The organism is Streptomyces sp. ISL-43 (genome assembly GCF_018614195.1).
Classification (GTDB): domain Bacteria; phylum Actinomycetota; class Actinomycetes; order Streptomycetales; family Streptomycetaceae; genus Streptomyces.
Window position 1 is genome coordinate 36,554 of the sequence record NZ_JAGGOT010000023.1, and the last position, 24,719, is coordinate 61,272.

At 69.5% G+C, this 24,719-nt stretch carries 18 protein-coding genes; 13 read left to right on the plus strand and 5 right to left on the minus strand.

The features are described from left to right. Positions 1-24: 24 nt before the first annotated feature. From J7F03_RS13280 to J7F03_RS13300, 5 genes are all read right to left on the minus strand, one after another. On the minus strand, positions 25-2,145 hold the full coding sequence (locus J7F03_RS13280) for a TPM domain-containing protein (protein ID WP_374104322.1): 2,121 nt from the start codon (positions 2,143-2,145) through the stop codon (positions 25-27). Positions 2,146-2,521: 376 nt separating this feature from the next. Next, positions 2,522-3,295, minus strand: coding sequence for a succinate dehydrogenase/fumarate reductase iron-sulfur subunit (locus J7F03_RS13285; protein WP_214949119.1), 774 nt, complete (start codon positions 3,293-3,295; stop codon positions 2,522-2,524). Next, positions 3,292-5,199, minus strand: coding sequence for a fumarate reductase/succinate dehydrogenase flavoprotein subunit (locus J7F03_RS13290; RefSeq protein ID WP_214949120.1), 1,908 nt, complete (start codon positions 5,197-5,199; stop codon positions 3,292-3,294). The genes J7F03_RS13285 and J7F03_RS13290 overlap by 4 nt, the downstream gene beginning before the upstream one ends. 1 nt (position 5,200) lies before the next feature. Beyond that, positions 5,201-6,025, minus strand: a complete 825-nt coding sequence (locus J7F03_RS13295; RefSeq protein WP_214949121.1) for a hypothetical protein — start codon at positions 6,023-6,025, stop codon at positions 5,201-5,203. A 117-nt stretch (positions 6,026-6,142) separates the two neighbouring features. Continuing rightward, a complete protein-coding gene (locus tag J7F03_RS13300) occupies positions 6,143-6,370 on the minus strand; it encodes a hypothetical protein (protein ID WP_214949122.1) in 228 nt (75 codons plus the stop codon). A 364-nt stretch (positions 6,371-6,734) separates the two neighbouring features. Between J7F03_RS13300 and J7F03_RS13305 the strand changes: the two genes are divergently transcribed. From J7F03_RS13305 to J7F03_RS13365, 13 genes are all read left to right on the plus strand, one after another. Further along, a complete protein-coding gene (locus J7F03_RS13305; protein ID WP_214949123.1) occupies positions 6,735-9,149 on the plus strand; it encodes an ABC transporter family substrate-binding protein in 2,415 nt (804 codons plus the stop codon). Positions 9,150-9,467: 318 nt separating this feature from the next. After that, positions 9,468-11,372, plus strand: coding sequence for a translational GTPase TypA (typA, locus tag J7F03_RS13310; protein WP_214949130.1), 1,905 nt, complete (start codon positions 9,468-9,470; stop codon positions 11,370-11,372). A 440-nt stretch (positions 11,373-11,812) separates the two neighbouring features. Then, positions 11,813-13,450, plus strand: a complete 1,638-nt coding sequence (locus J7F03_RS13315) for an ABC transporter substrate-binding protein (protein WP_214949132.1) — start codon at positions 11,813-11,815, stop codon at positions 13,448-13,450. A gap of 175 nt (positions 13,451-13,625) precedes the next feature. After that, positions 13,626-14,558, plus strand: a complete 933-nt coding sequence (locus J7F03_RS13320) for an ABC transporter permease (RefSeq protein WP_214949440.1) — start codon at positions 13,626-13,628, stop codon at positions 14,556-14,558. After that, a complete protein-coding gene (locus tag J7F03_RS13325; RefSeq protein WP_214949134.1) occupies positions 14,551-15,498 on the plus strand; it encodes an ABC transporter permease in 948 nt (315 codons plus the stop codon). Before J7F03_RS13320 ends, J7F03_RS13325 begins: the two co-directional genes overlap by 8 nt. A 20-nt stretch (positions 15,499-15,518) precedes the next feature. Further along, positions 15,519-16,565 (plus strand): ABC transporter ATP-binding protein, encoded by a 1,047-nt coding sequence (locus J7F03_RS13330; RefSeq protein WP_251071876.1) that lies wholly within the window; start codon positions 15,519-15,521, stop codon positions 16,563-16,565. Beyond that, positions 16,558-17,610 carry an ABC transporter ATP-binding protein gene (locus J7F03_RS13335; RefSeq protein WP_214949138.1) on the plus strand — a complete coding sequence of 351 codons (1,053 nt, stop codon included), beginning with the start codon at positions 16,558-16,560 and terminating at the stop codon, positions 17,608-17,610. Before J7F03_RS13330 ends, J7F03_RS13335 begins: the two co-directional genes overlap by 8 nt. Before the next feature lie 130 nt (positions 17,611-17,740). Then, complete coding sequence (locus J7F03_RS13340; protein WP_214949139.1) at positions 17,741-18,664, plus strand: N-acetyltransferase; 924 nt, start codon at positions 17,741-17,743, stop codon at positions 18,662-18,664. A gap of 156 nt (positions 18,665-18,820) precedes the next feature. After that, positions 18,821-20,455 (plus strand): ABC transporter substrate-binding protein, encoded by a 1,635-nt coding sequence (locus J7F03_RS13345; protein ID WP_214949140.1) that lies wholly within the window; start codon positions 18,821-18,823, stop codon positions 20,453-20,455. 30 nt (positions 20,456-20,485) lie between these two features. Next, on the plus strand, positions 20,486-21,409 hold the full coding sequence (locus tag J7F03_RS13350; protein WP_214949141.1) for an ABC transporter permease: 924 nt from the start codon (positions 20,486-20,488) through the stop codon (positions 21,407-21,409). Continuing rightward, on the plus strand, positions 21,402-22,403 hold the full coding sequence (locus J7F03_RS13355) for an ABC transporter permease (RefSeq protein ID WP_214949142.1): 1,002 nt from the start codon (positions 21,402-21,404) through the stop codon (positions 22,401-22,403). Before J7F03_RS13350 ends, J7F03_RS13355 begins: the two co-directional genes overlap by 8 nt. Before the next feature lie 12 nt (positions 22,404-22,415). Continuing rightward, complete coding sequence (locus tag J7F03_RS13360; protein WP_214949143.1) at positions 22,416-23,390, plus strand: ABC transporter ATP-binding protein; 975 nt, start codon at positions 22,416-22,418, stop codon at positions 23,388-23,390. Beyond that, positions 23,383-24,462 (plus strand): ABC transporter ATP-binding protein, encoded by a 1,080-nt coding sequence (locus tag J7F03_RS13365; RefSeq protein WP_214949144.1) that lies wholly within the window; start codon positions 23,383-23,385, stop codon positions 24,460-24,462. Before J7F03_RS13360 ends, J7F03_RS13365 begins: the two co-directional genes overlap by 8 nt. Positions 24,463-24,719 lie beyond the last annotated feature (257 nt).

Genomic DNA, 24,719 nt, shown 5'->3' on the forward strand with positions numbered 1-24,719 from the left:
GAGGGGAAGGGGGAGTGGGGTCCGTCAGAAGCGGCCGCCGCCGCCCATGCGGCCGCGGGTCCCGCCGCCGCCGAAGGAGCCGGGGCCGCGGCCGCCGCCCCCGCCGAAACCGCCGCCGCCCCCGCCCCCGAAGCCGCCGCCCCCGCGGCCGCCGCCCAGGATTTCGCCGAGGATGATCCCGCCGAGCACCGCGCCGCCCATGCCGCCGCCCTGCCGCCGGCCGCCGCCGTACGGGTTCTGGTACCCCCGTACGTCCTGCTCGGCCAGCTGCTGCGCCTGCCGCGCGAGCGAGTCCGCCTGCTGGGCTTCGGCCAGGGCGCCCGCCGGGTCCGAGCCCGCCAGGGACGTGGACCGCTCCAGGTGGCGCTGCGCCTCCGCCAGCCGGGTGCGGGCCTGGCTGGCGACCGCGCCCCGGCTGGTGGTGATGTAGTCCGTCGCCGCGCCGATCGCGCTGCGGGCCGTGAGCAGGGCCTGGTCGAGCAGGGCCGCCGCCCGCTGGCGCCCCGACTCGCGCTCGCGCGCCCCGGCCAGCGCCTCGTCGAGGGCCGCGTCGGCCTCCTCGACGCGGCGCAGGGCGTCCATCGGGTCGTACCGGCCCGCGCCCTGCTCCTGGCGTACGTCGGCCAGTACGGCTTCCGCCCGGCTGATCCGGCCGCGCAGATCGGCGGTGGAGGTGCCCTCGGTGGTACCGGTCAGCAGGCCGCGCGCGTCGGCGAGGTCGGTTTCCGTCTCGTTGAGCGCGCCCGGCAATTTCCCCGCGGCTTCGGCCAGTTCCTGCGCGCGCCGCTCCACGGCGTCGACGAGGGTCGCGGCCTGGTCGACGGCGCCCTCGGCGGCCCGCACGTGTACGGCGGCCTTGCCGTTGTCGCCCGCGCCGATCGCGGCGCGCGCCTCGCCCAGGCTGGTCGTCGCGAACAGCAGCCGGTCCTTGGCCTGTTCGGGGTTGGACGCCACGGGGCCGGCCGCCGAGTCCGCGTACTGCCGGCCGAGCGCGGTGAGGGTGGCCTCCGCCGTCGTCGTACGGCCCGTCAGGGCGCGGAAGTGGCTCTCCACGGTGGCGAGGGCCTCCGGGGCGTTCTTCTCCAGGTCCCGCAGCCGGTCGAAGTCCTCGGACTCGGCGTCGAGCCGCCGGCTCGCCTCCATGCAGCGGGCCACGATCTCGTCGAGCATCCGGCGCCGGGTGGCGTCGTCCTCCGGGTAGGCGTCGTCGAGCTGCTGGCGCAGCCGGAACGCGGCGGTCAGCTCGCCCTTCCCGTACTCCACGGCCTCGGTGAAGGCCGACACGGCCCCCTCGCCGAACTGGGCGGTCGCGAAGCCGAGTTCCTCGGTGCTGGTGCGGATGGCGTCGTCGGTCTCCACCAGCAGGGCCTTGGCCCTGGCGTCCAGTTCGGGGAGGGGCAGCTGCGCCGGCGTCGCGCCCTGGCCGCCCCAGCCGGCGCCGGTCCGCGTACCGGCGCCGCCCGGACGCCGCTTGCGGCGGGAGTACGCGTACGCCCCGAGGGCGCCGGCCGCGCCGACGGCGACCACCGGGAGGACGAAGTCCCCGGCGCCGCTCTCGCCGCTCTCGCCGCTCTCGCCGCCGCCCGGGTCGGCCGCGCCGGGGGTGATCGCGGGCACGGGCACGGGCAGCCCGCCGAGGACCGCGTCGTAGCCGTTCGCGGCGCCGATCGCGGCGCCCGCCCAGTCGTTCTGCCGGAGCGCCGGCTCGATCGCGGTCTGCGCGACCGCCGCGAGCTGCTCCTTGGTGAAACCGGATTCGACATCGGCCGAATAGGCGTACTGCCGGGACCCGGTGCCGATGGCGAGCAGGACGTCGTTCTGGCCGAGGCCGTTCTTCTCGGCCGTGGCGTCGGCCCAGCTCTGCGCGGAGCGGTCGGAGAAGTCGTGCACGTACGTGACGAACAGCTGGATCTTCCGGTCGGCGTACAGCTTGTCCAGCGCGGCCGTGACGGCGGCCTTGCGGTCGCCCAGGGCGCCCACGCGGTCGGTGATCTGGCCCTGCGCGGACAGGGTGACGGGGTCGTCCGCCCGGGCGGACGGCGCCGCAGCCGTGGCCCAGCCGCCCAGCACCAGGACGGCGGCGGCCAGGATGAGGGTGGCCCGGAGGGATATGGCGGCGGTGGTGCGTCTATTCGGCGGCGTCACATTTGGGAGAGTATGGGCCGTTCCGCGCCCCCGCACCCGGAGATCGCCGCGCCCCGGGACCCGGGCTCGGCCCCCGCGCGGTCACGGCAGGGCGTACGCCGTGAGGTCGGGGCGGAAGAGGATGAGGCGGGCGCCGACCAGGACGGTGTCGCCGGGTGCGGCGAACGCTGCCGCAGGATCTCGCCCGTGGCCGCCCGCGGCGCGGTCGCATCCCCCGGCGCCCCGGCCGGCCCATGCCGCCCTGGCCGAGCCGCCGGTCGAGGCGGTACCGGTTCGCCGGCTGATCCCCCACCCGCACCGCGAAAGCCCCCTGACATCACGTCGACGACGTGGTTCAGGGGGCCTTCTGTCGTGCCAAGTGAACAGCTGGGGGCGGCTATTGGCCGGAACGCCTCCGGATCTTGCTTCCCAGCCACACCAGCGGGTCGTACTTGCGGTCCACGGCCCGCTCCTTCAGCGGGATCAGGGCGTTGTCGGTGATCTTGATTCCCTCGGGGCAGACCTCCGAGCAGCACTTGGTGATGTTGCAGTAGCCGAGCCCGTGCTCCTCCTGGGCCGTGCGCTTGCGGTCCAGGCCCGCCTCGGCCGCCGCGTCCAGGGGGTGCATGTCGAGCTCCGCCACCCGCATCAGGAAACGGGGTCCGGCGAAGGAGGTCTTGTTCTCCTCGTGGTCACGCACCACATGACAGGTGTCCTGGCACAGGAAGCACTCGATGCACTTCCTGAACTCCTGCGAGCGCTCCACGTCCATCTGCTGCATCCGGTACTCGCCCGGCGCCACCCCGGCCGGCGGGACGAAGGATGGGACCTCGCGCGCCTTCTGGTAGTTGAAGGACACGTCCGTCACCAGGTCGCGCACGATCGGGAAGGCCCGCAGCGGGGTCACCGTGATCGTCTCCTCGCGGGAGAAGGTCGACATGCGCGTCATGCACAGCAGCCGCGGCCGCCCGTTGATCTCCGCGCTGCACGAACCGCACTTGCCCGCCTTGCAGTTCCAGCGCACCGCGAGGTCGGAGGCCTGGGTGGCCTGGAGGCGGTGGACGATGTCCAGGACCACCTCCCCGTCGTGCACCTCGACGGTGAAGTCGCGCAGCTCGCCGCCCTCCGTGTCGCCCCGCCAGATCCGGAACGCGGCATCGTAGGTAGTCACCCGTAGAGCTCCTCTTCGGCGAGGTACTTGACCAGCTCTTCCTTCTCGAAGAGCGCGAGCAGGTCGGATCGGATGGGGTCGGTGCGCACCCGGGTCAGCGCGATCCGGGCTCCGTCGCCCCTGTCCCCGGGAGCCGGGTCGACCGGCCGGCACAGCAGGTTCACCGGCCGCCAGGACCGCTCCATCGCCGGACAGTCCTCGCGGGTGTGCCCGCCCCGGCTCTCGGTGCGCTCCAGGGCCGCGCGGGCCACGCATTCGCTGACCAGCAGCATGTTCCGCAGGTCGAGCGCCAGGTGCCAGCCCGGATTGAACTGCCGGTGTCCCTCGACCCCGGCCCGCGAGGCCCGCAGCCGCAGGGTCTTGAGCCTGTCGAGCGCCTCGGCCATCTCGCCCTCGCGGCGGATGATGCCGACGAGGTCGTTCATGGTCGTCTGGAGTTCCTGGTGCAGGGTGTACGGGTTCTCCGCGCCCTCGTCGGCATGGAACGGAGCCAGCGCCTCCGCGGCCGCCGCGTCCACCCGGGCCTGGTCCACGACCGGCAGCCGGCCCGCCTCAGCGGCGGCGTACTCGGCCGCGTGCAGCCCGGCCCGGCGGCCGAAGACCAGCAGGTCGGAGAGGGAGTTCCCGCCGAGCCGGTTCGAGCCGTGCATGCCGCCCGCCACCTCGCCCGCGGCGAAGAGCCCGGGCACCCCGACGGTGGCGGCGGTGTCCGAGTCGACCGCGATACCGCCCATCACGTAGTGGCAGGTCGGGCCGACCTCCATCGGCTCGGCGGTGATGTCCACGTCCGCCAGCTCCTTGAACTGGTGGTACATCGACGGGAGCCGCCGCTTGATCTTCTCGGCCGGCATCCGGGTGGACACGTCCAGGAAGACCCCGCCGTGCGGGGACCCGCGTCCCGCCTTGACCTCGGAGTTGATGGCGCGGGCCACCTCGTCGCGGGGGAGCAGCTCGGGCGGGCGCCGGTTGTGGTCCGGGTCCTCGTACCAGCGGTCGCCCTCCTCCTCGGACTCCGCGTACTTCTCCTTGAAGACGTCCGGGACGTAGTCGAACATGAACCGCTTGCCCTCGCTGTTGCGCAGCACCCCGCCGTCGCCGCGCACCGACTCGGTGACGAGGATGCCCTTCACGGAAGGCGGCCAGACCATGCCGGTCGGGTGGAACTGCACGAACTCCATGTTCAGCAGGGGCGCCCCGGCGAGCAGGGCCAGCGCGTGGCCGTCGCCCGTGTACTCCCAGGAGTTCGAGGTGGTCTTGAAGGACTTGCCGATGCCGCCCGTCGCCAGCACGACCGCCGGGGCCTCCAGGACGAAGAAGCGGCCGGTCTCGCGCTCGTAGCAGAAGGTGCCCGAGACCCTCTCCCCGTCCTTGAGGACCCTGGTGACCGTGCACTCCTGGAAGACCTTGAGCCGGGCCTCGTAGTCCCCGTACTCCTTGAAGTCCTCCTGCTGCAGCTGGACGATCTTCTGCTGGAGGGTGCGGATCAGTTCCAGGCCGGTCCGGTCGCCGACGTGCGCCAGGCGCGGGTACTCGTGCCCGCCGAAGTTGCGCTGCGAGATCTTCCCGTCGGGCGTGCGGTCGAAGAGCGCGCCCCAGGTCTCCAGCTCCCAGACCCGGTCCGGGGCCTCCTTGGCGTGCAGCTCCGCCATCCGCCACTGGTTGAGGAACTTGCCGCCGCGCATGGTGTCGCGGAAGTGGACCTGCCAGTTGTCTCCCTCGTTGACGTTGCCCATGGAGGCGGCGATGCCGCCCTCCGCCATCACGGTGTGGGCCTTGCCGAAGAGGGACTTGCAGATCACGGCCGTACGGGCACCGCGCTCCCGGGCCTCGATCGCGGCCCGCAGTCCGGCGCCGCCCGCGCCGACCACGACCACGTCCCACTGCTGCCGTTCCACTTGAGCCATCTCAGAAGATCCTCGGGTCGGTGAAGGCGCCGCTGGCCACCAGGTACACGTAGAAGTCGCAGGCGGCGACGCTGATCAGCGAGGCCCACGCGAGTTGCATGTGACGGGAGTTGAGGCGGCTGATCCAGCCCCACAGGCGGTAGCGCACCGGGTGCTTGGAGAAGTGCTTGAGGCGACCGCCCATGATGTGCCGACAGGAGTGGCAGGACACCGTGTAGGCCCAGATCAGCGCGATGTTGACGACGAACAGCAGCGTCCCGAGGCCCATGTGGCCCCACTCGTATTGCTCGTCGCGGAAGGTCAGCACCGTGTCGTAGGTCAGGATGCCCGCGACCGGAACCGCCGCGTAGAAGAAGTAGCGGTGCATGTTCTGGAAGACCAGCGGGAAGCGGGTCTCACCGCTGTACGAGGCGTGCGGCTCGGCGACGGCGCAGGCGGGCGGCGAGGCCCAGAAGCCCCGGTAGTAGGCCTTGCGGTAGTAGTAGCAGGTCAGCCGGAAGCCCAGCGGGAAGATCAGGATCAGCAGGGCGGGGGACAGGCCCCACCAGCTGCCGAAGAGGTCGAGGTTGGGGCCTCCGCGCATCTCCTGGCAGTTCTCCGCGAGACACGGGGAGTAGAAGGGGGAGACGTACGGGGCCGCGTAGTAGTCGGCGTTGGCGAAGGCCCGCCAGGTCGAGTAGACGATGAAGGCGAGCAGCCCGGCCGCGGTGCCGGCGGGCGAGAGCCACCACCGGTCGGTCCGCAGGTGCCGGGCTGCGATCGCGGCCCGCGAGGCGTCGTGGACGCCGCCGGGCCGCTGGGATGGTGGTTGGGTGCCTGTGGCCAAGAGGGACTCCGGGTGGAGTGATGAGGGGTGGCCCAGGAGACCCGGCCGCCGTCACTGTGCGCGACGGACGGCCGGGTCCGGTGGGTTGTGCGCGGACGCTGGCCCTGTGGGTCCGGGTCAGGGAGCGTGGCGGTCGCGGGCGCCGAGGCCCTCGTCGTCGGAGTCCGTCCACAGCGAACTGTCGTACGGGGTGTCCGGGACGCTGACCATCGGGCCCTGACCCTGGCCCGGAGGCCTGGCAGCTGCCGGTGCCTGCCGGGCGACGTCCTGCTCCAGCCGCTCCACGGAGCGGACCAGCTCGTTCAGGTTGCGTCGTACGGCGGTCAGATCATCTTGCAGGGACATGACTTGCCCTCACTTCCGCAGGTGCGGTGGCAACGCTCATGTGCGCCTGCGAGTGTCGCGCCTCCCGTCCCCGCTTGTGAAGGGACGTGCAGCGATTGCGGGCGCGCAGGCGCGAACCGTGCGCCCCTCCTGACTCCATTTTCATCCCTCTTACGAGGGAACGCCCGTCCGGAGCGCAAGCCGGATTGGTCCGCACGGGTGGGGTTCGCGGCGTGGCGGGGGTCTGCTGCGGTGGGCGCGGCAGGGCGTCGATTTCAGTGGGTTTCGGCACCCAGTGTGATCAGCTCCATATACCGCCGAACGTGATCAAGGCCCCCTCCTTTTCACGACTCTTCCCCCACGCCCCGCCCCGGAGGTACCACCCATGTCCCAGAGAAGGCGCAGGTCCTTGGCGCTCCTGACCTCGGGAGTTCTTGCACTGCCGCTGCTCGCGGGCTGCGGCGCGGGTGACGAAGAGGGCGGCCCGGCCGCCGCCGGACAGGACATCGCGACGACCGCCCGCGACAAGGTCGCCGACGGCGGGGTGCTGCGCTGGGCCGTGGACGCCCTGCCCGGCACCCTCAACACCTTCCAGGCCGACGCGGACGCCACCACCAACCGGATCGCCGGAGCGGTACTGCCCCAGCTGTTCGTGCTGGACGGCAAGGGGCGCCCGGTGGCCAATCCCGACTACCTGGAGAAGGCCGAGGTCGTCGAGCGGGAGCCCAAGCAGGTCGTCCTGTACAAGCTGAACCAGCAGGCGGTCTGGAGCGACGGCCGCGAGATCGGCGCAGCCGACTTCGTCGCCCAGTGGCGGGCCCTGAACGGCAAGGACTCCGCGTACTGGACGGCGCGCAACGCCGGCTACGACCGGATCGAGAAGATCGAGCGCGGCAAGACGGACCTGGAGGTCAAGGTCACCTTCATCAGGCCGTACGCGGACTGGCGCTCCCTCTTCTCCCCCCTCTACCCCAAGCAGGTCATGGGCACCCCGGAAGCCTTCAACGAGGGCGCCCGGGGCACCCTCAAGGTCACCGCCGGCCCCTTCGCGCTGGGCGCCATCGACAAGAAGACCGGCACGGCCGCCCTGACCCGCAACCCGCGCTGGTGGGGCCGCCCCGCGAAGCTCGACACCCTGGTGCTCACCGCCGTGCCCCGCGCGGAGCGGCCGGCCGCGCTGGCCGCCGGCAAGCTCGACCTGGCCGAGATCGACCGCACCGGCGCCGACCGGATCGCGCTGGCCCGCCGCGAGTCCGCCAAGGCCGACGGCGCCCACGGCCCCGCCGCCTCGGTGACGGCCGCGCAGGCCACCCTGTCGTGGGCGTTCGCCTTCGGCGCGGACGAGGCCAAGGCCAGGAGCGAGCAGGAGACCCGGCAGAAGAACGCCGAGGCGGTGAAGCGGTACGCCGATGAGCAGGGCGCCCTGCGCTCCTTCACCGTCCGCAAGTCGCTGGAGCCGACCTACACCCAGCTCGCCTTGAACGGGGCATCCGGCCCGCTCGCCGACGAGCGCGTGCGCCGCGCCGTGGCCCGCGTCCTGGACCGCCAGGCGCTCGCCGACATCGTCCTCAAGCCGCTCGGCCTGCCCGCGAAGCCGGTCGGCAGCCACCTGGCGCTGGCCGGGCAGCAGGCGTACGCCGACAACAGCGGCGCCCTCGGGGGCCAGGACACCCAGGCCGCGCAGGCCCTGCTCTCGGACGCGGGCTGGCGCCGGGGCGGCAAGATCACCGAGCCCCCGGCCGCCAAGGCGGGTGCGGAGGCCGCGAAGGAGACGGACGATTCGAAGATCCCGGCCGGCCCGGGCACCGGCAACGACGGCCTCTACATCGTCGGCCAGGACGACGAGCGCAACGGAGAGGGCCGGACCGACGACAAGCCGGCGGCCGGGGCCCGGGCCGCCGGGGCCGCGATGAAGGCCGACCACCCCGACGCCCGTCCCGAGGGCCCCGAGAACCCGGCCGGAGTGGGCCTTCCCGAAGGCGCGTACGGCTACGACGGGGAGATCGTCGACGCCGACTCCTTCGCCCGCGGGACCCAGCCCTCCCCGGTGCTCGCCCCGGCCCCCTTCGCGGCCCGGCAGGAACAGATGCTGCGCGCCCAGGCCGACGCCGTGGACGACGGCAAGCGCAACCCGGCCCTGGACGCCGAAGCCGCCGGCGAGCCCGCCGACCCGGCCAAGGCGAGCACCGTCCCGGCCCCCGCCAAGCAGGCCGTACGCACCTCCGGCTCCATGCTGGCCAAGGACGGCAAGGCCCTGAGCCTGCGCTTCGTCCTGCCGTCCGGGCCCGGCTCGGAGGCCCTGCGCACGGTCGGCGAGCGGATCGCCCAGATGCTCCACAAGGTCGGCGTGCAGACGGAGCTGACCAAGGTGGCCGACGAGAGCTTCTTCAAGGACCACATCGCCTCCGGCCAGTACGACCTGGCGCTCTACTCCTGGCCCGCGACCGCCTACCCCGCGACCGACGCCCGGCCGATCTTCGCCAAGCCGGAGCCGGCGGCCGACGGCTCGCTGCTGGTCGAACAGAACTACACGCGGGTCGGCACCGACCACATCGACCAGCTCTTCGACCAGGCGGCCGGCGAGCTGGACGAGGAGACGTCCCGCGACCTGATGCGCAAGGCGGACGCCCGGATCTGGGCCGCGGCCGGCTCCATCCCCCTGTACCAGCGCCCCGAGCTGGTCGCCGTGAAGCCGGCCCTGGCCAACGCGGGAGCCTTCGGCCTCGGAGCGCCCCGCTACCAGGACATCGGCTGGAAGAAGCCGCCGACGGCCAATGACAAGAACGAAAAGAAGAAGTGATGACGAAGAGGTGCATCCCAGGTTGAACCGAGGGTCCGAACCTCAGATGTGACTCAAGTCCCTTGCCCGCCGGATCACCGGCGGGCAAGGTCGTGGATACCCGTTGACCCGCGTGTTTTCAGGCAGTACCGGCGGCCGAGACCCCCCACCCCGCACTCGGCTCCGCTCAGTCGTCCGGCCTCTTGACAGACCCCCCGGCAGGCGGTTCCCGCCATCCGGCGTACGATGGGGTAAGGCCGTGGCAGGTTTTCCGCCCGGTCGAGGCGCGCGTGCCGGACCGTACGCGTCGCCATCCACGATCCCGGGAGAAGCGCCGAAGTGCCCACGCGCCACGACATCCGTAACGTCGCCATCGTCGCCCACGTCGACCATGGCAAGACGACCATCGTCGATGCCATGCTCAAGCAGGCCGGTGCCTTCGCCGCCCACCAGCACCTCGACGACCGCATGATGGACTCGAACGACCTGGAGCGTGAGAAGGGCATCACGATCCTCGCCAAGAACACGGCGGTGAAGTACCACCCGAAGGACGGGTCGGCCCCGATCACCATCAACATCATCGACACCCCCGGCCACGCCGACTTCGGTGGTGAGGTCGAGCGCGGTCTGTCGATGGTGGACGCCGTCGTCCTGCTGGTGGACGCCTCCGAGGGTCCGCTGCCCCAGACCCGTTTCGTCCTGCGGAAGGCTCTGCAGCAGAAGCTGCCGGTCATCCTCTGCATCAACAAGACGGACCGTCCTGACTCCCGGATCGACGAGGTCGTCAACGAGACGTACGACCTCTTCCTCGACCTGGACGCGGACGAGGAGCAGATCGAGTTCCCGATCGTCTACGCCTGTGGCCGTGACGGCGTCGCCTCGCTGACCAAGCCCGAGGACGGCACCGTCCCCCCGGACAGCGACAGCCTGGAGCCGTTCTTCTCCACCATCCTGGCCCACGTCCCCGCCCCGGTGTACGACGAAGAGGCGCCGCTGCAGGCCCACGTCACCAACCTGGACGCCGACAACTTCCTCGGCCGCATCGCCCTGGTCCGCGTCGAGCAGGGTGAGCTCCGCAAGGGCCAGACCGTCGCGTGGATCAAGCGTGACGGCACGATCTCCAACGTCCGCATCACCGAGCTGATGATGACCGAGGCGCTCACCCGCAAGCCGGCCGAGGTGGCGGGCCCGGGTGACATCTGCGCGGTGGCCGGTTTCCCCGACATCATGATCGGCGAGACCCTGGCCGACCCGGAGAACCCGATCGCGCTTCCGCTGATCTCGGTCGACGAGCCGGCGATCTCCATGACCATCGGTACGAACACCTCCCCGATGGTCGGCCGCGGCGGCAGCGGCAAGGGTGCGGACGCCAAGTCCGCGGTCAAGGACCGCAAGGTCACCGCCCGCCAGGTCAAGGACCGCCTCGACCGCGAGCTGGTCGGCAACGTCTCGCTCCGCGTGCTCGACACCGAGCGTCCGGACGCCTGGGAGGTCCAGGGCCGTGGTGAGCTCGCGCTCGCCATCCTGGTCGAGCAGATGCGCCGCGAGGGCTTCGAGCTGACCATCGGCAAGCCGCAGGTCGTCACGCAGGAGATCGACGGCAAGGTGCACGAGCCGGTCGAGCGCATGACCGTCGACGTCCCCGAGGAGCACATGGGCGCGGTCACGCAGCTCATGGGCGTCCGCAAGGGCCGCATGGACAACATGTCGAACCACGGCTCCGGCTGGGTCCGCATGGAGTTCGTCGTCCCGTCGCGCGGCCTCATCGGCTTCCGTACCGAGTTCCTGACCGGTACGCGCGGTACGGGCATCGCCCACTCGATCCACGAGGGCCACGAGCCGTGGTTCGGCCAGCTGGTCACCCGTAACAACGGTTCGCTGGTCGCCGACCGCTCCGGTTCGGTCACGCCGTTCGCGATGATCAACCTGCAGGAGCGCGGCGTCCTGTTCACCGAGCCCGGCACCGAGGTGTACGAGGGCATGATCGTCGGCGAGAACTCGCGCTCCGACGACATGGACGTGAACATCACCAAGGAGAAGAAGCTCACCAACATGCGTGCGGCTTCCGCGGACAACACCGAGAACGTGGTGCCGCCCCGCCGCCTCTCCCTGGAGCAGTCCCTGGAGTTCTGCCGCGACGACGAGTGCGTCGAGGTGACCCCGGAGGCCGTCCGCATCCGCAAGGTCGTCCTGGACCAGAAGGACCGCTCGCGCACCGCTTCGCGCGCCAAGTCCGGCAAGTAGTCGCGTAGGACCTAGGTCACACTTGGGTCCTGCCCGTACGTGCCTTTGTGAACAGCCCTCCTCGTCACGGTGTACGTGACGAGGGGGGCTGTTCGCTTTTGTCAAGCGGATTATTTCGGTCCGGTGTCCGCATACCGACCGTGACACTCCGGAAGAAGAGCTAACAGTCCGTTTCGTTCATGTCTGTCTCCTATCCGTTTGTCCGGATTTCGGGTTTTAGCCGTAGTGCGATGTTGTGAAAACGAGACCACTTAAGTGTGGTTTACGGTCTGGGAGTCCCTGAGGATGGCTCCATTGAGCTCGGGTCAATGGGTCACACGCTGTGGGGAGCGTCGACTCACGAGCACACTCGGGACACTGGTCCTTATCGCCGTCAGGGGTGTCGGCGAAACACACCGGTGTCCTTCACATCAGACAGTGGACTCATGAGGAGGAAACCCATGCGCGGTGCCAAGAGCGCCAAGTGGGTAGCGGGCGCGATTGTCGTCGCCCTGGCAGCGACTGCCTGTGGCGGTGGCGACAAGGGTGATAACGCCGCCAAGGGTGAGGTTGACCCGAACGGCATCTACTCGGTCGAGGTGGGCGAGCCCGAGAAGCTCCTCCACCCGGCCGACACGATGGAGTCCAACGGCTCGATCGTCATGTCGGGTCTGTTCTCGCAGCTCGTCGACTACGACGCCGACGGCAAGCTCGTCATGGTGAACGCCGAGTCGGTCGACTCCAAGGACAGCAAGCTCTGGACCGTCAAGCTGAAGTCGGGCTGGACCTTCCACGACGGCACCAAGGTGACCGCCGAGTCCTACGTCAAGGCGTGGAACTGGGCCGCGAACATCAACAACAAGCAGGGCAACGCGTCCTGGTTCGCCGACATCAAGGGCTTCGAGGCCCTGCACCCCGAGGCCGAGGGCGCCAAGCCCACCGCCGAGGCGCTCGAGGGCCTGAAGGTCGTCGACGAGAACACCTTCACCATCGAGCTCGCCAACGCGGTGCCGTACTTCGCGTACAAGCTCGGCTACGAGGTCTTCTCCCCGCTGCCCGAGGCCTTCTACAAGGACCCCGCGGCCGCCGGTGAGAAGCCGGTCGGCAACGGCCCGTACAAGTTCAAGTCGTGGGAGCACAAGAAGCAGATCGAGCTCTCCCGCTTCGACGACTACAAGGGCGAGAACAAGGCGAAGAACGGTGGTGTGGTCCTCAAGAACTACTCCACCCTCGAGACCGCCTACGAGGACCTGAAGTCCGGCAACGTCGACGTCCTGCGCCAGATCGGCCCGAAGGACCTCCCGGTCTACCGTGGCGACCTCGGTGACCGCGCCGTGGACCAGCCGTACTCGGCGATCCAGACCCTGGCCGTCGCGTTCTACGCCGACCAGTGGAAGACCCCGAAGCAGGTCAGCCCGAAGGTCATCCAGGGCCTGTCGATGGCGATCGACCGCGCGACCATCACCAAGACCGTGCTCCAGGGCACCCGTGACCCCGCCACCGGCTGGGTCGCCAAGGGCGTCCTCGGCTACACGCCTGACGGTTCGGGTGACGTCGCCAAGTTCGACCCCGCGAAGGCCAAGGCGCTCATCGCCGAGGGCGGCGGCGTCCCGAACAACGAGATCTCCATCCAGTTCAACTCGGACGGCGGTCACAAGGAATGGGTCGAGGCCGTCTGCGGCAGCATCACCCAGGCCACGGGCGTCAAGTGCACCGGCGACGCCAAGCCCGACTTCCAGGCCGACCTCCAGGCCCGTAAGTCCAAGCAGGTCAAGTCGTTCTACCGCTCCGGCTGGGTCCTCGACTACCCGGTGAACGCGAACTTCATCAGCGACCTGTTCCGCACGGGCGCCGGCGGCAACCAGGGTGGCTTCACCAGCCCTGAGCTCGACGCGAAGATCGCCGCGGCCGACACGGCCCCGAGCCTCGACGAGTCCGTGAAGGCCTACCAGGCCATCGAGAAGGACCTCGTCAACTACATGCCGTCGATCCCGCTCTGGTACTACAAGGTCAACGCGGGCTTCTCGGAGAAGGTCCAGAACGTGAAGTACGCCCAGGACGGCGACCCGATCCTTGAAGGGGTCGAGGTCAAGAAGTAAGTCCCACAGCGTAATTCCTTTCGACGGATGTGGGCCGGCGGGGAGCCGGCCCACATCCGGGCCTATATGCAGCGCCCCGGGGGGCCCTTTCGCGACGCAGTGACGATCCCGTCACGTGCGTGCGTGGCGAAAGGGCCCGTCCGGCTGCGCCTGCCGCATCTTCTACGGAGGCATGATGGGGCGCTATGTCGCACGACGACTGCTCCAGATGATCCCGGTCTTCTTCGGGACGACCCTGCTCATCTTCTTTATGGTGTACAGCCTGCCCGGCGACCCCGTGGCCGGACTCTTCGGGGACAAGGGCACCGACCCTGCCACGCTGGCCGCACTGCGGCACGAGCACGGCCTCGACAAGCACATCATCGTGCAGTACTGGGACTACATCAGCGGCATCCTGTTCCACTTCGACTTCGGGTCCCAGATCCGCAGCGGACGTGAGATCACCGATGTCATCGGAAGCGCCTTCCCGGTCACGCTCCGGCTGGCTTTCCTGGCGTTCGCCATCGAGATCGTTCTGGGCCTCACGCTCGGGATCGTCGCCGGCCTCAAGGCCGGCAAGCTGGTCGACAACCTGATCCTGATCCTGACCCTGCTGATCATTTCGATGCCGGTCTTCGTACTCGGCTTCATCGTCAAGTCGGTGTTCGCCTTCCAGCTCGGCTGGATCGCGCCGAACGTCAGCATCAACGAGACCTGGGGCGAGCTGCTCGCGCCGGCCATCGTGCTGGGTTCGCTGTCGCTCGCCTACGTGGCCCGCCTGACCCGCACCTCGATGGCCGAGAACCTGCGCGCCGACTACGTGCGCACCGCCGTCGCCAAGGGTCTGCCCAAGCGCCGCGTCATCGGTGTGCACCTCATGCGCAACTCGATGATCCCGGTCGTGACCTTCCTCGGCACCGACATCGGCGCCCTCATGGGCGGCGCCGTCGTCACCGAGGGCATCTTCAACGTCAAGGGCGTCGGCGGTCTGATCTACGACTCGATCATCCGCCGCGAGGGCCTCACCGTGGTCGGTGTCGTCACCGTCCTGGTCGTCGTCTACCTCATAGCCAGCCTGCTCGTCGACCTCCTCTACGCGGTCATGGACCCGAGGATCCGGTATGCCTGATCTGACCCAGACCGAAACCGTGACGGCCGAGACCCCGTCGGCGCCCGGCGCCCCGGTGGCACCGGTGAAGGCCGAGAAGGCACGCAGCCTGTGGGGCGACGCCTGGGCCGACCTGCGCCGCAACCCGTACTTCCTGGTCTCCTCGGTGCTGATCCTGGTCCTCCTGGTCATCGCCACCTTCCCGAGCTGGTTCACCAGCGTCGACCCCACCAAGGGCGACCTGATCAACCACTTCCTCGGCAAGCCGGAGATCTCCAAGGTCGGTTCGCCCGAGTGGCTCGGCTACGACGGCCAGGGGCGCAGCGTCTACGCGCGCCTCATCTACGGCACCCGGGCCTCGATCATCGTCGCCGTCGCCGTGACCGCGATCGTCACCGTGGTCGGCTCCCTCACGGGAATGATCGCCGGTTACTTCGGCGGCATCACGGACGCGATCATGTCGCGCGTCACCGACATCTTCTTCGGCATCCCGTTCCTGCTCGGTGCGATGGTCGTCCTCCAGGCCTTCACCAAGCGCACGGTGTGGACGGTCGTCTTCGCCCTGGCGTTCCTCGGCTGGACGCAGATCAACCGCGTCATGCGCGGCGCGGTCATCACCGTGAAGCAGGCCGACTACGTGCACGCCGCGAAGGCGCTGGGCGCCGGCACCCCCCGGATCCTGTTCCGGCACATCCTGCCGAACGCCATGGCCCCGGTGATCGTGGTCTCCACGATCGCGCTCGGCGGGTACATCGCCGCCGAGGCGACCCTGTCCTACCTGGGCCTGGGCCTCGCGTCCCCGACCATCTCGTGGGGTGTGGACATCTCCGCCGGTGCCGCGCAGATCCGAGTGGCGCAGCACATCCTGCTGTACCCCTCGATCATGCTCAGCATCACCGTCCTCGCCTTCATCATGCTCGGCGAAGCGGTACGCAACGCCCTCGACCCGAAGCTGCGCTGAGGAGGGCGTAAGTGATCACCATGGACAACACCTCCAGCGTTCCCTCCCCGCGTGACGGGGACCCGCAGACGCCGCTCCTCGAAGTGCGCGACCTGCACGTCGAGTTCCACACCCGCGACGGTGTGGCCAAGGCCGTCAACGGCGTCAACTACAGCGTGAGCGCCGGCGAGACCCTCGCCGTCCTCGGCGAGTCCGGCTCCGGCAAGTCCGTGACGGCGCAGGCCATCATGGGCATCCTCGACATGCCGCCGGGCAAGATCCCGCAGGGAGAGATCCTCTTCCGCGGCCAGGACATGCTCAAGATGAGCTTCGAGGAGCGGCGCAAGCTGCGCGGCCAGAAGATCGCCATGATCTTCCAGGACGCGCTGTCCTCGCTGAACCCGGTGCTCACCGTCGGCTACCAGCTGGGCGAGATGTTCCGCGTCCACCGCGGGCTGTCGAAGAAGGAAGCCCGCCAGAAGGCCATCGAGCTGATGGACAAGGTCAAGATCCCGGCGGCGAAGGAGCGTGTGGACGACTACCCGCACCACTTCTCCGGCGGTATGCGCCAGCGCATCATGATCGCCATGGCGATCGCGCTGGAGCCGGACCTGATCATCGCGGACGAGCCGACCACGGCCCTCGACGTCACCGTCCAGGCCCAGGTCATGGACCTCCTCGCGGAGCTCCAGCGCGAGCTCAACATGGGCCTGATCCTGATCACCCACGACCTCGGCGTCGTCGCCGACGTCGCGGACAAGATCGCGGTCATGTACGCCGGCCGGATCGTCGAGACCGCTCCGGTCCACGAGATCTACAAGCGCCCGGCGCACCCGTACACGCGCGGCCTGCTCGACTCGATCCCGCGGCTGGACCAGAAGGGCCAGGAGCTCTTCGCGATCAAGGGCCTCCCGCCGAACCTGCTGCGCCTGCCCTCCGGCTGCTCGTTCAACCCGCGCTGCATCGCCGCGCAGGACATCTGCAGCTCGGAGATACCCATGCTCCAGCCCGTCAGCGAGCAGGACGGCACCGAGCTTGTCGGTCGCCACAGCGCGTGCCACTTCTGGAAGGAGCAGATCCATGGCTGAGCTCACCAAGAACGCCCCCGAGCGCGAGCCGATCCTCCAGGTCCGCAACCTGGTCAAGCACTTCCCGCTGACCCAGGGCATCCTGTTCAAGAAGCAGGTCGGCGCGGTCAAGGCCGTCGACGGCATCTCCTTCGACCTGTACCGGGGCGAGACCCTCGGCATCGTCGGCGAGTCCGGCTGTGGCAAGTCCACCGTCGCCAAGCTGCTGATGAACCTGGAGCGCGCCACCGCCGGCGAGGTCTTCTACAAGGGCCAGGACATCACCAAGCTGTCCGGCAAGGCCCTCAAGGCCGTCCGCCGCAACATCCAGATGGTGTTCCAGGACCCGTACACCTCGCTGAACCCGCGCATGACGGTCGGCGACATCATCGGCGAGACCTACGACATCCACCCCGAGGTGGCTCCCAAGGGCGACCGGCGCCGCAAGGTGCAGGAGCTCCTGGACGTCGTCGGCCTGAACCCGGAGTACATCAACCGGTACCCGCACCAGTTCTCCGGCGGCCAGCGCCAGCGCATCGGCATCGCCCGGGGCCTCGCGCTCAACCCGGAGATCATCATCTGCGACGAGCCGGTCTCCGCGCTCGACGTGTCGGTGCAGGCCCAGGTCATCAACCTGATGGAGAAGCTGCAGGAGGAGTTCAACCTCTCCTACCTCTTCATCGCGCACGACCTGTCGATCGTCCGGCACATCTCGGACCGCGTGGGCGTCATGTACCTCGGCAAGATGGCCGAGATCGGCACCGACACGCAGATCTACGACCACCCGACCCACCCTTACACGCAGGCACTGCTCTCCGCCGTGCCGGTGCCGGACCCGGATGCCCGCGAGGGCCGCGAGCGGATCATCCTCACCGGTGACGTCCCCTCGCCGGCCAACCCGCCGTCGGGCTGCCGCTTCCGCACCCGCTGCTGGAAGGCCGAGGAGAAGTGCTCCGTGGAGGAGCCGCTGCTCGCCGTCCCGGAGCGCTTCCAGGGCTCGAAGTCGCTGGCCGCGCACGACTCGGCGTGCCACTTCGCGGAGGAGAAGGCCGTTCTGGCCGTCTGACCTCCCGCGGACGACGCACCAAGGGCGCCCGGTACCGGATCCTCTCCGGTACCGGGCGCCCTCGCGTTCGTACCCGCCGTGTGGGGAAAGCCGGTTGCGGGCCCGCCCCCGCCGGTCCGAGAGTGGTCCGATGACCGACCTGCTGACCGTACGGCCCGCCGGGCCTTCAGACGCCGGGGACATCTGCGGCCTCCTCAACGCCGTCGACCTCATCGAGATCGGCCGCCCGGAAACCGATCTCGCCGCCGTCGAGGCCGACCTGCACCACCCGGACGTCGACCTGGCCAGGGACTCCTGGCTCGCCTTCGAGGGCGGCCGGCTCGTCGCCTACGCCCTGGTGTGGGCCGACTCGGGCCCCGGCCGCGTCGACTGCGAGCACTACGTTCTGCCGGGGCACCGCGCCGCCGCCGTCCGGCTGTTGGAGCTGACGGAGGTCCGGGCCCGAGAGCTCGCCGGCGGCGCCCCCGCCGCCTCCCTGCGGCTCCAGCTCAACGTCGAGCCCACCCTCGACCCCGACGTGCTGCCCGGCCGGGGCTACCGCACCGTGCGCCGCTACCAGGTGATGACCCGCTCCCTGGACCCGGCCGAGGCGCCCCCCGCCCCTCCCGCCGGGCTCACCCTGCGTCCCTGCGACGGGGACGCGGCGCAGCGCCGCCGTGCCCACGCCCTGATCGAGGAGACCTTCGCCGAGCACTTCGGCCACGTGGAGCGTCCGTACGAGCCCTGGCTGGACCACATCGACGGCCGCGGCCTCGACTGGTCGCTGGTGTGGATCGCGAGCCTGCCCGCGCTGGGCGACGTAGGGGTCCTGCTGACCCGCGACGACCGCACCAGCATGGGCTGGCTCAGCCACCTCGGCGTCGTCGAGGACGCGCGCGGCCGGGGAGTCGGCGGCTTCCTGCTGCGCCACGGCTTCGCCGCCTACGCGGCGCGCGGCCGCTCCACGGTGGGCCTCGGCGTGGACACCGGCAACGAGACCGGCGCGCTCGCGCTGTACGAGGCGCACGGGATGGCCGTGTACTACGCGGTGGACACCTGGGAGCTGGTGCTGTGACCGGCAGACCTCCCCGGCCGCGGCACCGCCTTGCACTCGCAGGGGTGACAGGCGGGGGACGCGAGGGTGCAATCGGTCCAACCATGAGTGTGCGGGACCCCGCATAGGGTGACATTGGGCCCTAAGTGAGTCTTGGGATCCAGTAGGAGGCACTCCATGCGCGGAGCCACCCACGCCAAGTGGGCCGCAGGTGCGGTGGCCGTCGCCCTCGCGGCGACGGCCTGCGGCGGCCAGGAGGACGGCGGCGGGGGCGGTGGCGGTGGCGCGGGAGTCGTCAGCTCCTCGTGGGGTGACCCGCAGAACCCGTTGGAGCCCGCCAACACCAATGAGGTGCAGGGCGGCAAGGTCCTCGACATGCTCTTCCGCGGTCTGATGCGCTACGACCCGAAGACCGGGGCGGCCAAGAACATGCTCGCCGAGAAGATCGAGACGGCCGACAGCCAGAACTTCACCATCACGCTGAAGGACGGCTGGAAGTTCAGCAACGACGAGCCGGTCACCGCCCAGTCCTTCGTGGACGCCTGGAACTACGGCGCGGACGTCTCCAAGAAGCAGAACAACGCGACGTTCTTCTCCGACATCGTCGGCTACGCGGACGTGCACCCGGCGAGCGGCGACCCCAAGTCCAAGACCATGTCCGGCCTGGTCGTCAAGGACGCGAAGACCTTCACGGTCGCCCTCAAGGAGAAGTTCTCCACCTGGCCCCAAACCCTCGGCTACCAGGCCTTCTCCCCGCTGCCCAAGGCCTTCTTCACCGACCATGCCGCCTGGCTGGACAAGCCCGTCGGCAACGGCCCGTACACGGTGGACTCGTACACCAAGGGCACGGGCATGAAGCTGCGCAAGTGGGACGGGTACACGGCTGAGGACAAGGCGGTCAACGGCGGTGTGGACCTGAAGGTCTACACCGACAACAACACCGCCTACACCGACCTGATCTCCGGCAACCTCGACCTGGTCGACGACATCCCGGCGCAGCAGCTCAAGAACGTCAAGAACGACCTCGGCGACCGGTACATCAACCAGCCGGCCCTCATCATCCAGACCCTCACCTTCCCGCTGTACGACCCCCAGTGGAGCAAGGAGGGCATGGAGAAGGTCCGCATCGGCGTCTCCCGGGCGATCAACCGCGACGAGATCACCAAGCAGATCTTCAAGGAGACGCGCACCCCCGCCATGGACTGGACCTCCCCGGCGCTCGGTGAGGAGGGCGGATTCAACGCCAAGATCTGCGGTGAGGCCTGCGCGTTCGACCCCAAGGAAGCCAAGCGGCTCATCCAGGAGGGCGGCGGCCTCCCCGGCGGCAAGATCACGATCACTTCGAACGTGGACACCGGCTCGCACCGCGAGTGGATGGACGCCGTCTGCAACAGCATCAACAACGCGCTGGGCGAGGGCCCGGTCTGCACGGTCAACCCGATCGGCACCTTCGCCGACTTCCGCAACCAGCAGAGCGCCTTCAAGCTGACCGGCCCCTTCCGCTCCGGCTGGCAGGCCGACTACCCGCTGATCCAGAACTTCCTGGAGCCGCTCTACTACACGGGCGCCTCCTCCAACTACGGGAAGTTCAGCAATCCGGACTTCGACAAGCTCGTCGACGAGGCGAACCGGGAGAGCGACGCGGCGAAGGCGGTCGCGAAGTTCCAGGAAGCCGAGAAGATCCTCGCCGCACAGATGCCGTCCATCCCGCTCTGGTACCAGAACGGCAGCGCGGGCCACTCGGAGCGGATCTCGGACGTGGCGCTCAACCAGTTCAGCGTCCCCGTGTACGACCAGATCAAGGTCAGCTGACCCGCCTACGGATCGAACCTGGAGCAGTCCATGGGACGTTATGTGATCCGGCGACTGCTCCAGATGATCCCCGTGTTCATCGGCAGCACGTTCCTGATCTTCTTCATGGTGTATGCGCTCGGTGACCCGGTCGCCGCCCTCTTCGGCGACAAGGCCCCCGACCCCGCCACCGCCGCGCGCATCCGCAAGGACCTCTACCTCGACCAGCCCCTGTGGAAGCAGTACCTCCACTACATGGGCCAGATCTTCAAGGGCGACTTCGGCACGGCCTTCAACGGCCAGAAGGTCACCGCGCTCATGGCCTCGGCCTTCCCGGTGACCCTGCGCCTGACCATCGTCGCGATCCTCATCGAGATCATCGTCGGCATCACCTTCGGCGTGATCAGCGGACTGCGCCGGGGCAAGGCCGTCGACCACACCCTGCTGGTGCTCACCCTCGTCGTCATCTCGGTGCCGACCTTCGTGACGGGCTACCTGCTCCAGTTCGTCTTCGGCGTCAAATGGGGATGGGTGCGGCCCACCGTCTCCCCGGACGCCCCGTTCAACGAGCTGATCCTGCCCGGGGTCGTCCTCGCGCTCGTCTCCCTCGCCTACGTCACCCGGCTGACCCGCACCTCCATCGCCGAGAACGTCAAGGCCGACTACGTCCGCACCGCCGTCGCCAAGGGCCTGCCCAGACGCCGGGTCATCACCCGCCACCTGCTGCGCAACTCCCTGATCCCCGTCGTCACCTTCATCGGCACCGACATCGGCGCCCTGATGGGCGGGGCCATCGTCACCGAGCGGATCTTCAACATCCACGGCGTCGGCTACCAGCTCTACCAGGGCATCCTGCGCAACAACTCCCCGACGGTGGTCGGCTTCGTGACCATCCTCGTCATCGTCTTCCTGCTGGCGAACCTGCTCGTCGACCTGCTCTACGCGGTCCTGGACCCGAGGATCCGTTATGCCTGAGCCCGAGCGTCCCGCCTACGATCCGCTGGGACCCGGCGCCCACGAGGCCATCGCCCCCACGGGCCAGGGAGGCGCCATGGACCTCGCGCTGGAAGAGGCCGAGAGCCTGGGGGAGGGACTCGGGGGACCCCCCGCCGGACCGCGGGAGAAGGCCCGGTCCCTGTGGTCCGACGCCTGGCACCAGCTGGGCCGCAACCCCGTCTTCATCGTCTCCACGCTGCTGATCCTCTTCCTCGTGGTCATCGCGATCTGGCCCCAGCTCATCGCGAGCGGCGACCCGCTGAGATGCGACCTGTCCAAATCGCAGGAGGGCTCCTCCCCGGGCCACCCCTTCGGCTACGACACCCAGGGCTGCGACGTGTACACCCGCACCGTCTACGGGGCCCGCGCCTCCATCACCGTGGGCATCTGCGCCACCCTCGGCGCTGCCCTCCTCGGCTCGGCGCTCGGCGGGCTCGCCGGCTTCTTCGGCGGCTGGGGCGACTCGCTGCTCTCCCGGGTCGCCGACATCTTCTTCGGCATCCCCGTGGTCCTCGGCGGCCTGGTCTTCCTGTCCGTGGTCACCAGCACCACCGTCTGGCCCGTCGTCGGCTTCATCGTGCTGCTGGGCTGGCCGCAGCTGGCCCGCATCGCCCGCGGCTCGGTCATCACCGCCAAACAGAACGACTACGTCCAGGCCGCGCGGGCGCTCGGCGCCGGCAACGCCCGGATGCTGCTGCGGCACGTGGCGCCCAACGCCATCGCGCCCGTCATCGTCGTCGCCACCATCGCGCTCGGCACCTACATCGCCCTGGAAGCCACCCTGTCCTTCCTCGGCGTGGGCCTGCGCCCGCCGACCGTCTCCTGGGGCATCGACATCTCCAACGCCGCCTCCCAGATCCGCAACGCCCCGCACATGCTGCTCTACCCGGCGGGCGCGCTCAGCGTGACCGTGCTCGCGTTCATCATGCTCGGCGACGCGGTGCGCGACGCCCTCGACCCCAAGCTGCGCTGAGGAGCCCCGTACATGCTGCTCGAAGTGCGCGACCTGCACGTGGAATTCAAGACGCGCGACGGGGTCGCCAAGGCCGTCAACGGTGTCGACTACTCGGTGGACGAGGGCGAGACGCTCGCCGTGCTCGGCGAGTCCGGATCGGGCAAATCGGTGACCGCGCAGGCCGTGATGGGCATCCTCGACATGCCGCCCGGCCGCATCGCCGGCGGCGAGATCCTCTTCAAGGGCAAAGACCTGCTGAAGATGAAGGAGGAGGAGCGCAGGAAGATCCGCGGCGCCGAGATGGCCATGATCTTCCAGGACGCGCTGTCCTCCCTCAACCCGGTCCTGAGCGTCGGCGCCCAGCTCGGCGAGATGTACGAGGTCCACCGCGGGATGTCCCGCAAGGACGCCAGGGCCAAGGCGGTCGAGCTGATGGACCGGGTGAAGATCCCGGCGGCGAAGGAGCGGGTGGGGGACTACCCGCACCAGTTCTCCGGCGGTATGCGCCAGCGCATCATGATCGCCATGGCGATGGCGCTGGAACCCTCGCTGATCATCGCCGACGAGCCGACCACCGCCCTCGACGTGACCGTCCAGGCCCAGGTCATGGACCTGCTCGCCGAGCTGCAGCGCGAGCTCAACATGGGCCTGATCCTGATCACCCACGACCTCGGCGTCGTCGCCGACGTGGCCGACAAGATCGCGGTAATGTACGCCGGCCGGATCGTCGAGTCGGCCCCCGTCCACGAGATCTACGCCGCGCCCGCGCACCCGTACACGCGCGGCCTGCTCGACTCGATCCCGCGCCTGGACCAGAAGGGCCAGGAGCTCTACGCGATCAAGGGCCTGCCGCCCAACCTGCTGGCCATCCCGCCCGGCTGCGCCTTCAATCCGCGCTGCCCGATGGCGCAGGCCGTCTGCCGCACCGACGTCCCGCCGCTGGCCGAGGTCGAGCCGGACCGCGCCAGCGCGTGCTTCTTCTGGAAGGAGTGCCTCGGTGGCTGAGTTCAAGGGGGCCGGTGAGTCCATCCTCGAAGTGACCGACCTGGTCAAGCACTACCCGCTGACCCAGGGCATCCTCTTCAAGAAACAGGTCGGCGCCGTCAAGGCCGTCGACGGGGTCTCCTTCGACCTGCGGGCCGGTGAAACCCTCGGCATCGTCGGGGAGTCGGGCTGCGGCAAGTCCACCGTCGCCAAGATGCTGGTCAACCTGGAACGCCCGACGGCGGGCGCGATCACCTACAAGGGCGAGGACATCGCCAAGCTGTCCGGCCGGGCCCTGAAGGCCGTCCGCCGCAACATCCAGATGGTCTTCCAGGACCCGTACACCTCCCTCAACCCCCGGATGACGGTCGGCGACATCATCGGGGAGCCGTACGAGATCCACCCCGAGGTGGCCCCCAAGGGCGACCGGCGCCGCAAGGTGCAGGAACTGCTCGACGTGGTCGGCCTGAACCCGGAGTACATCAACCGGTACCCGCATCAGTTCTCCGGCGGGCAGCGCCAGCGCATCGGCATCGCCCGCGGCCTCGCGCTCCGGCCGGAGATCATCGTCGCCGACGAACCGGTCTCCGCACTCGACGTCTCCGTTCAGGCCCAGGTGGTCAACCTCCTGGAACGCCTGCAGAGCGAGTTCAACCTCTCCTACGTCTTCATCGCGCACGACCTCTCGATCGTCCGGCACATCTCCGACCGGGTCGGCGTCATGTACCTGGGCCGGATCGTCGAGATCGGCACCGACAGCCAGATCTACGACCACCCCACCCACCCGTACACCCAGGCCCTGCTGTCCGCGGTCCCCGTCCCGGACCCCCGGGCCCGCGCCCACCGCGAGCGGATCATCCTTTCCGGCGACGTCCCCTCCCCGGCCAATCCGCCCTCGGGCTGCCGCTTCCGCACCCGCTGCTGGAAGGCCCAGGCCCGCTGCGCGACGGAGGTCCCGCTCCTGGAGATCCCGTCCTTCCTCCCGGGCGGCCCGACGGCCCACCCCTCGGCCTGCCACTTCGCGTCGGAGAAGCAGGTGCTCCCGCCGTCCGGCGGCCCGCCCCCGGCAACGGGACGGCTGTCCAAGGGGTGACCGCGGGGCCCCCGGCACCGCTCATTTCCGGCCACAGCTGCGGTCGCTGTCACAACTCGGTTTACATGCAGGCAACTTGACCGTTTCTGCCCCGAGATATGGGCCGGGCAGCCTGAGTTCCGTGCGGCCGTGCGGGTGCCGACAGCCGGCCGGGGAGGCGTACAGGCTCCCCGGCCGGCCTTCCTGTGACCCCGGACATGCGCGGCGTGCGCCCCTCGTGCTGCCGGAATCGATCGACGCGCTAGCACGGATAGTTA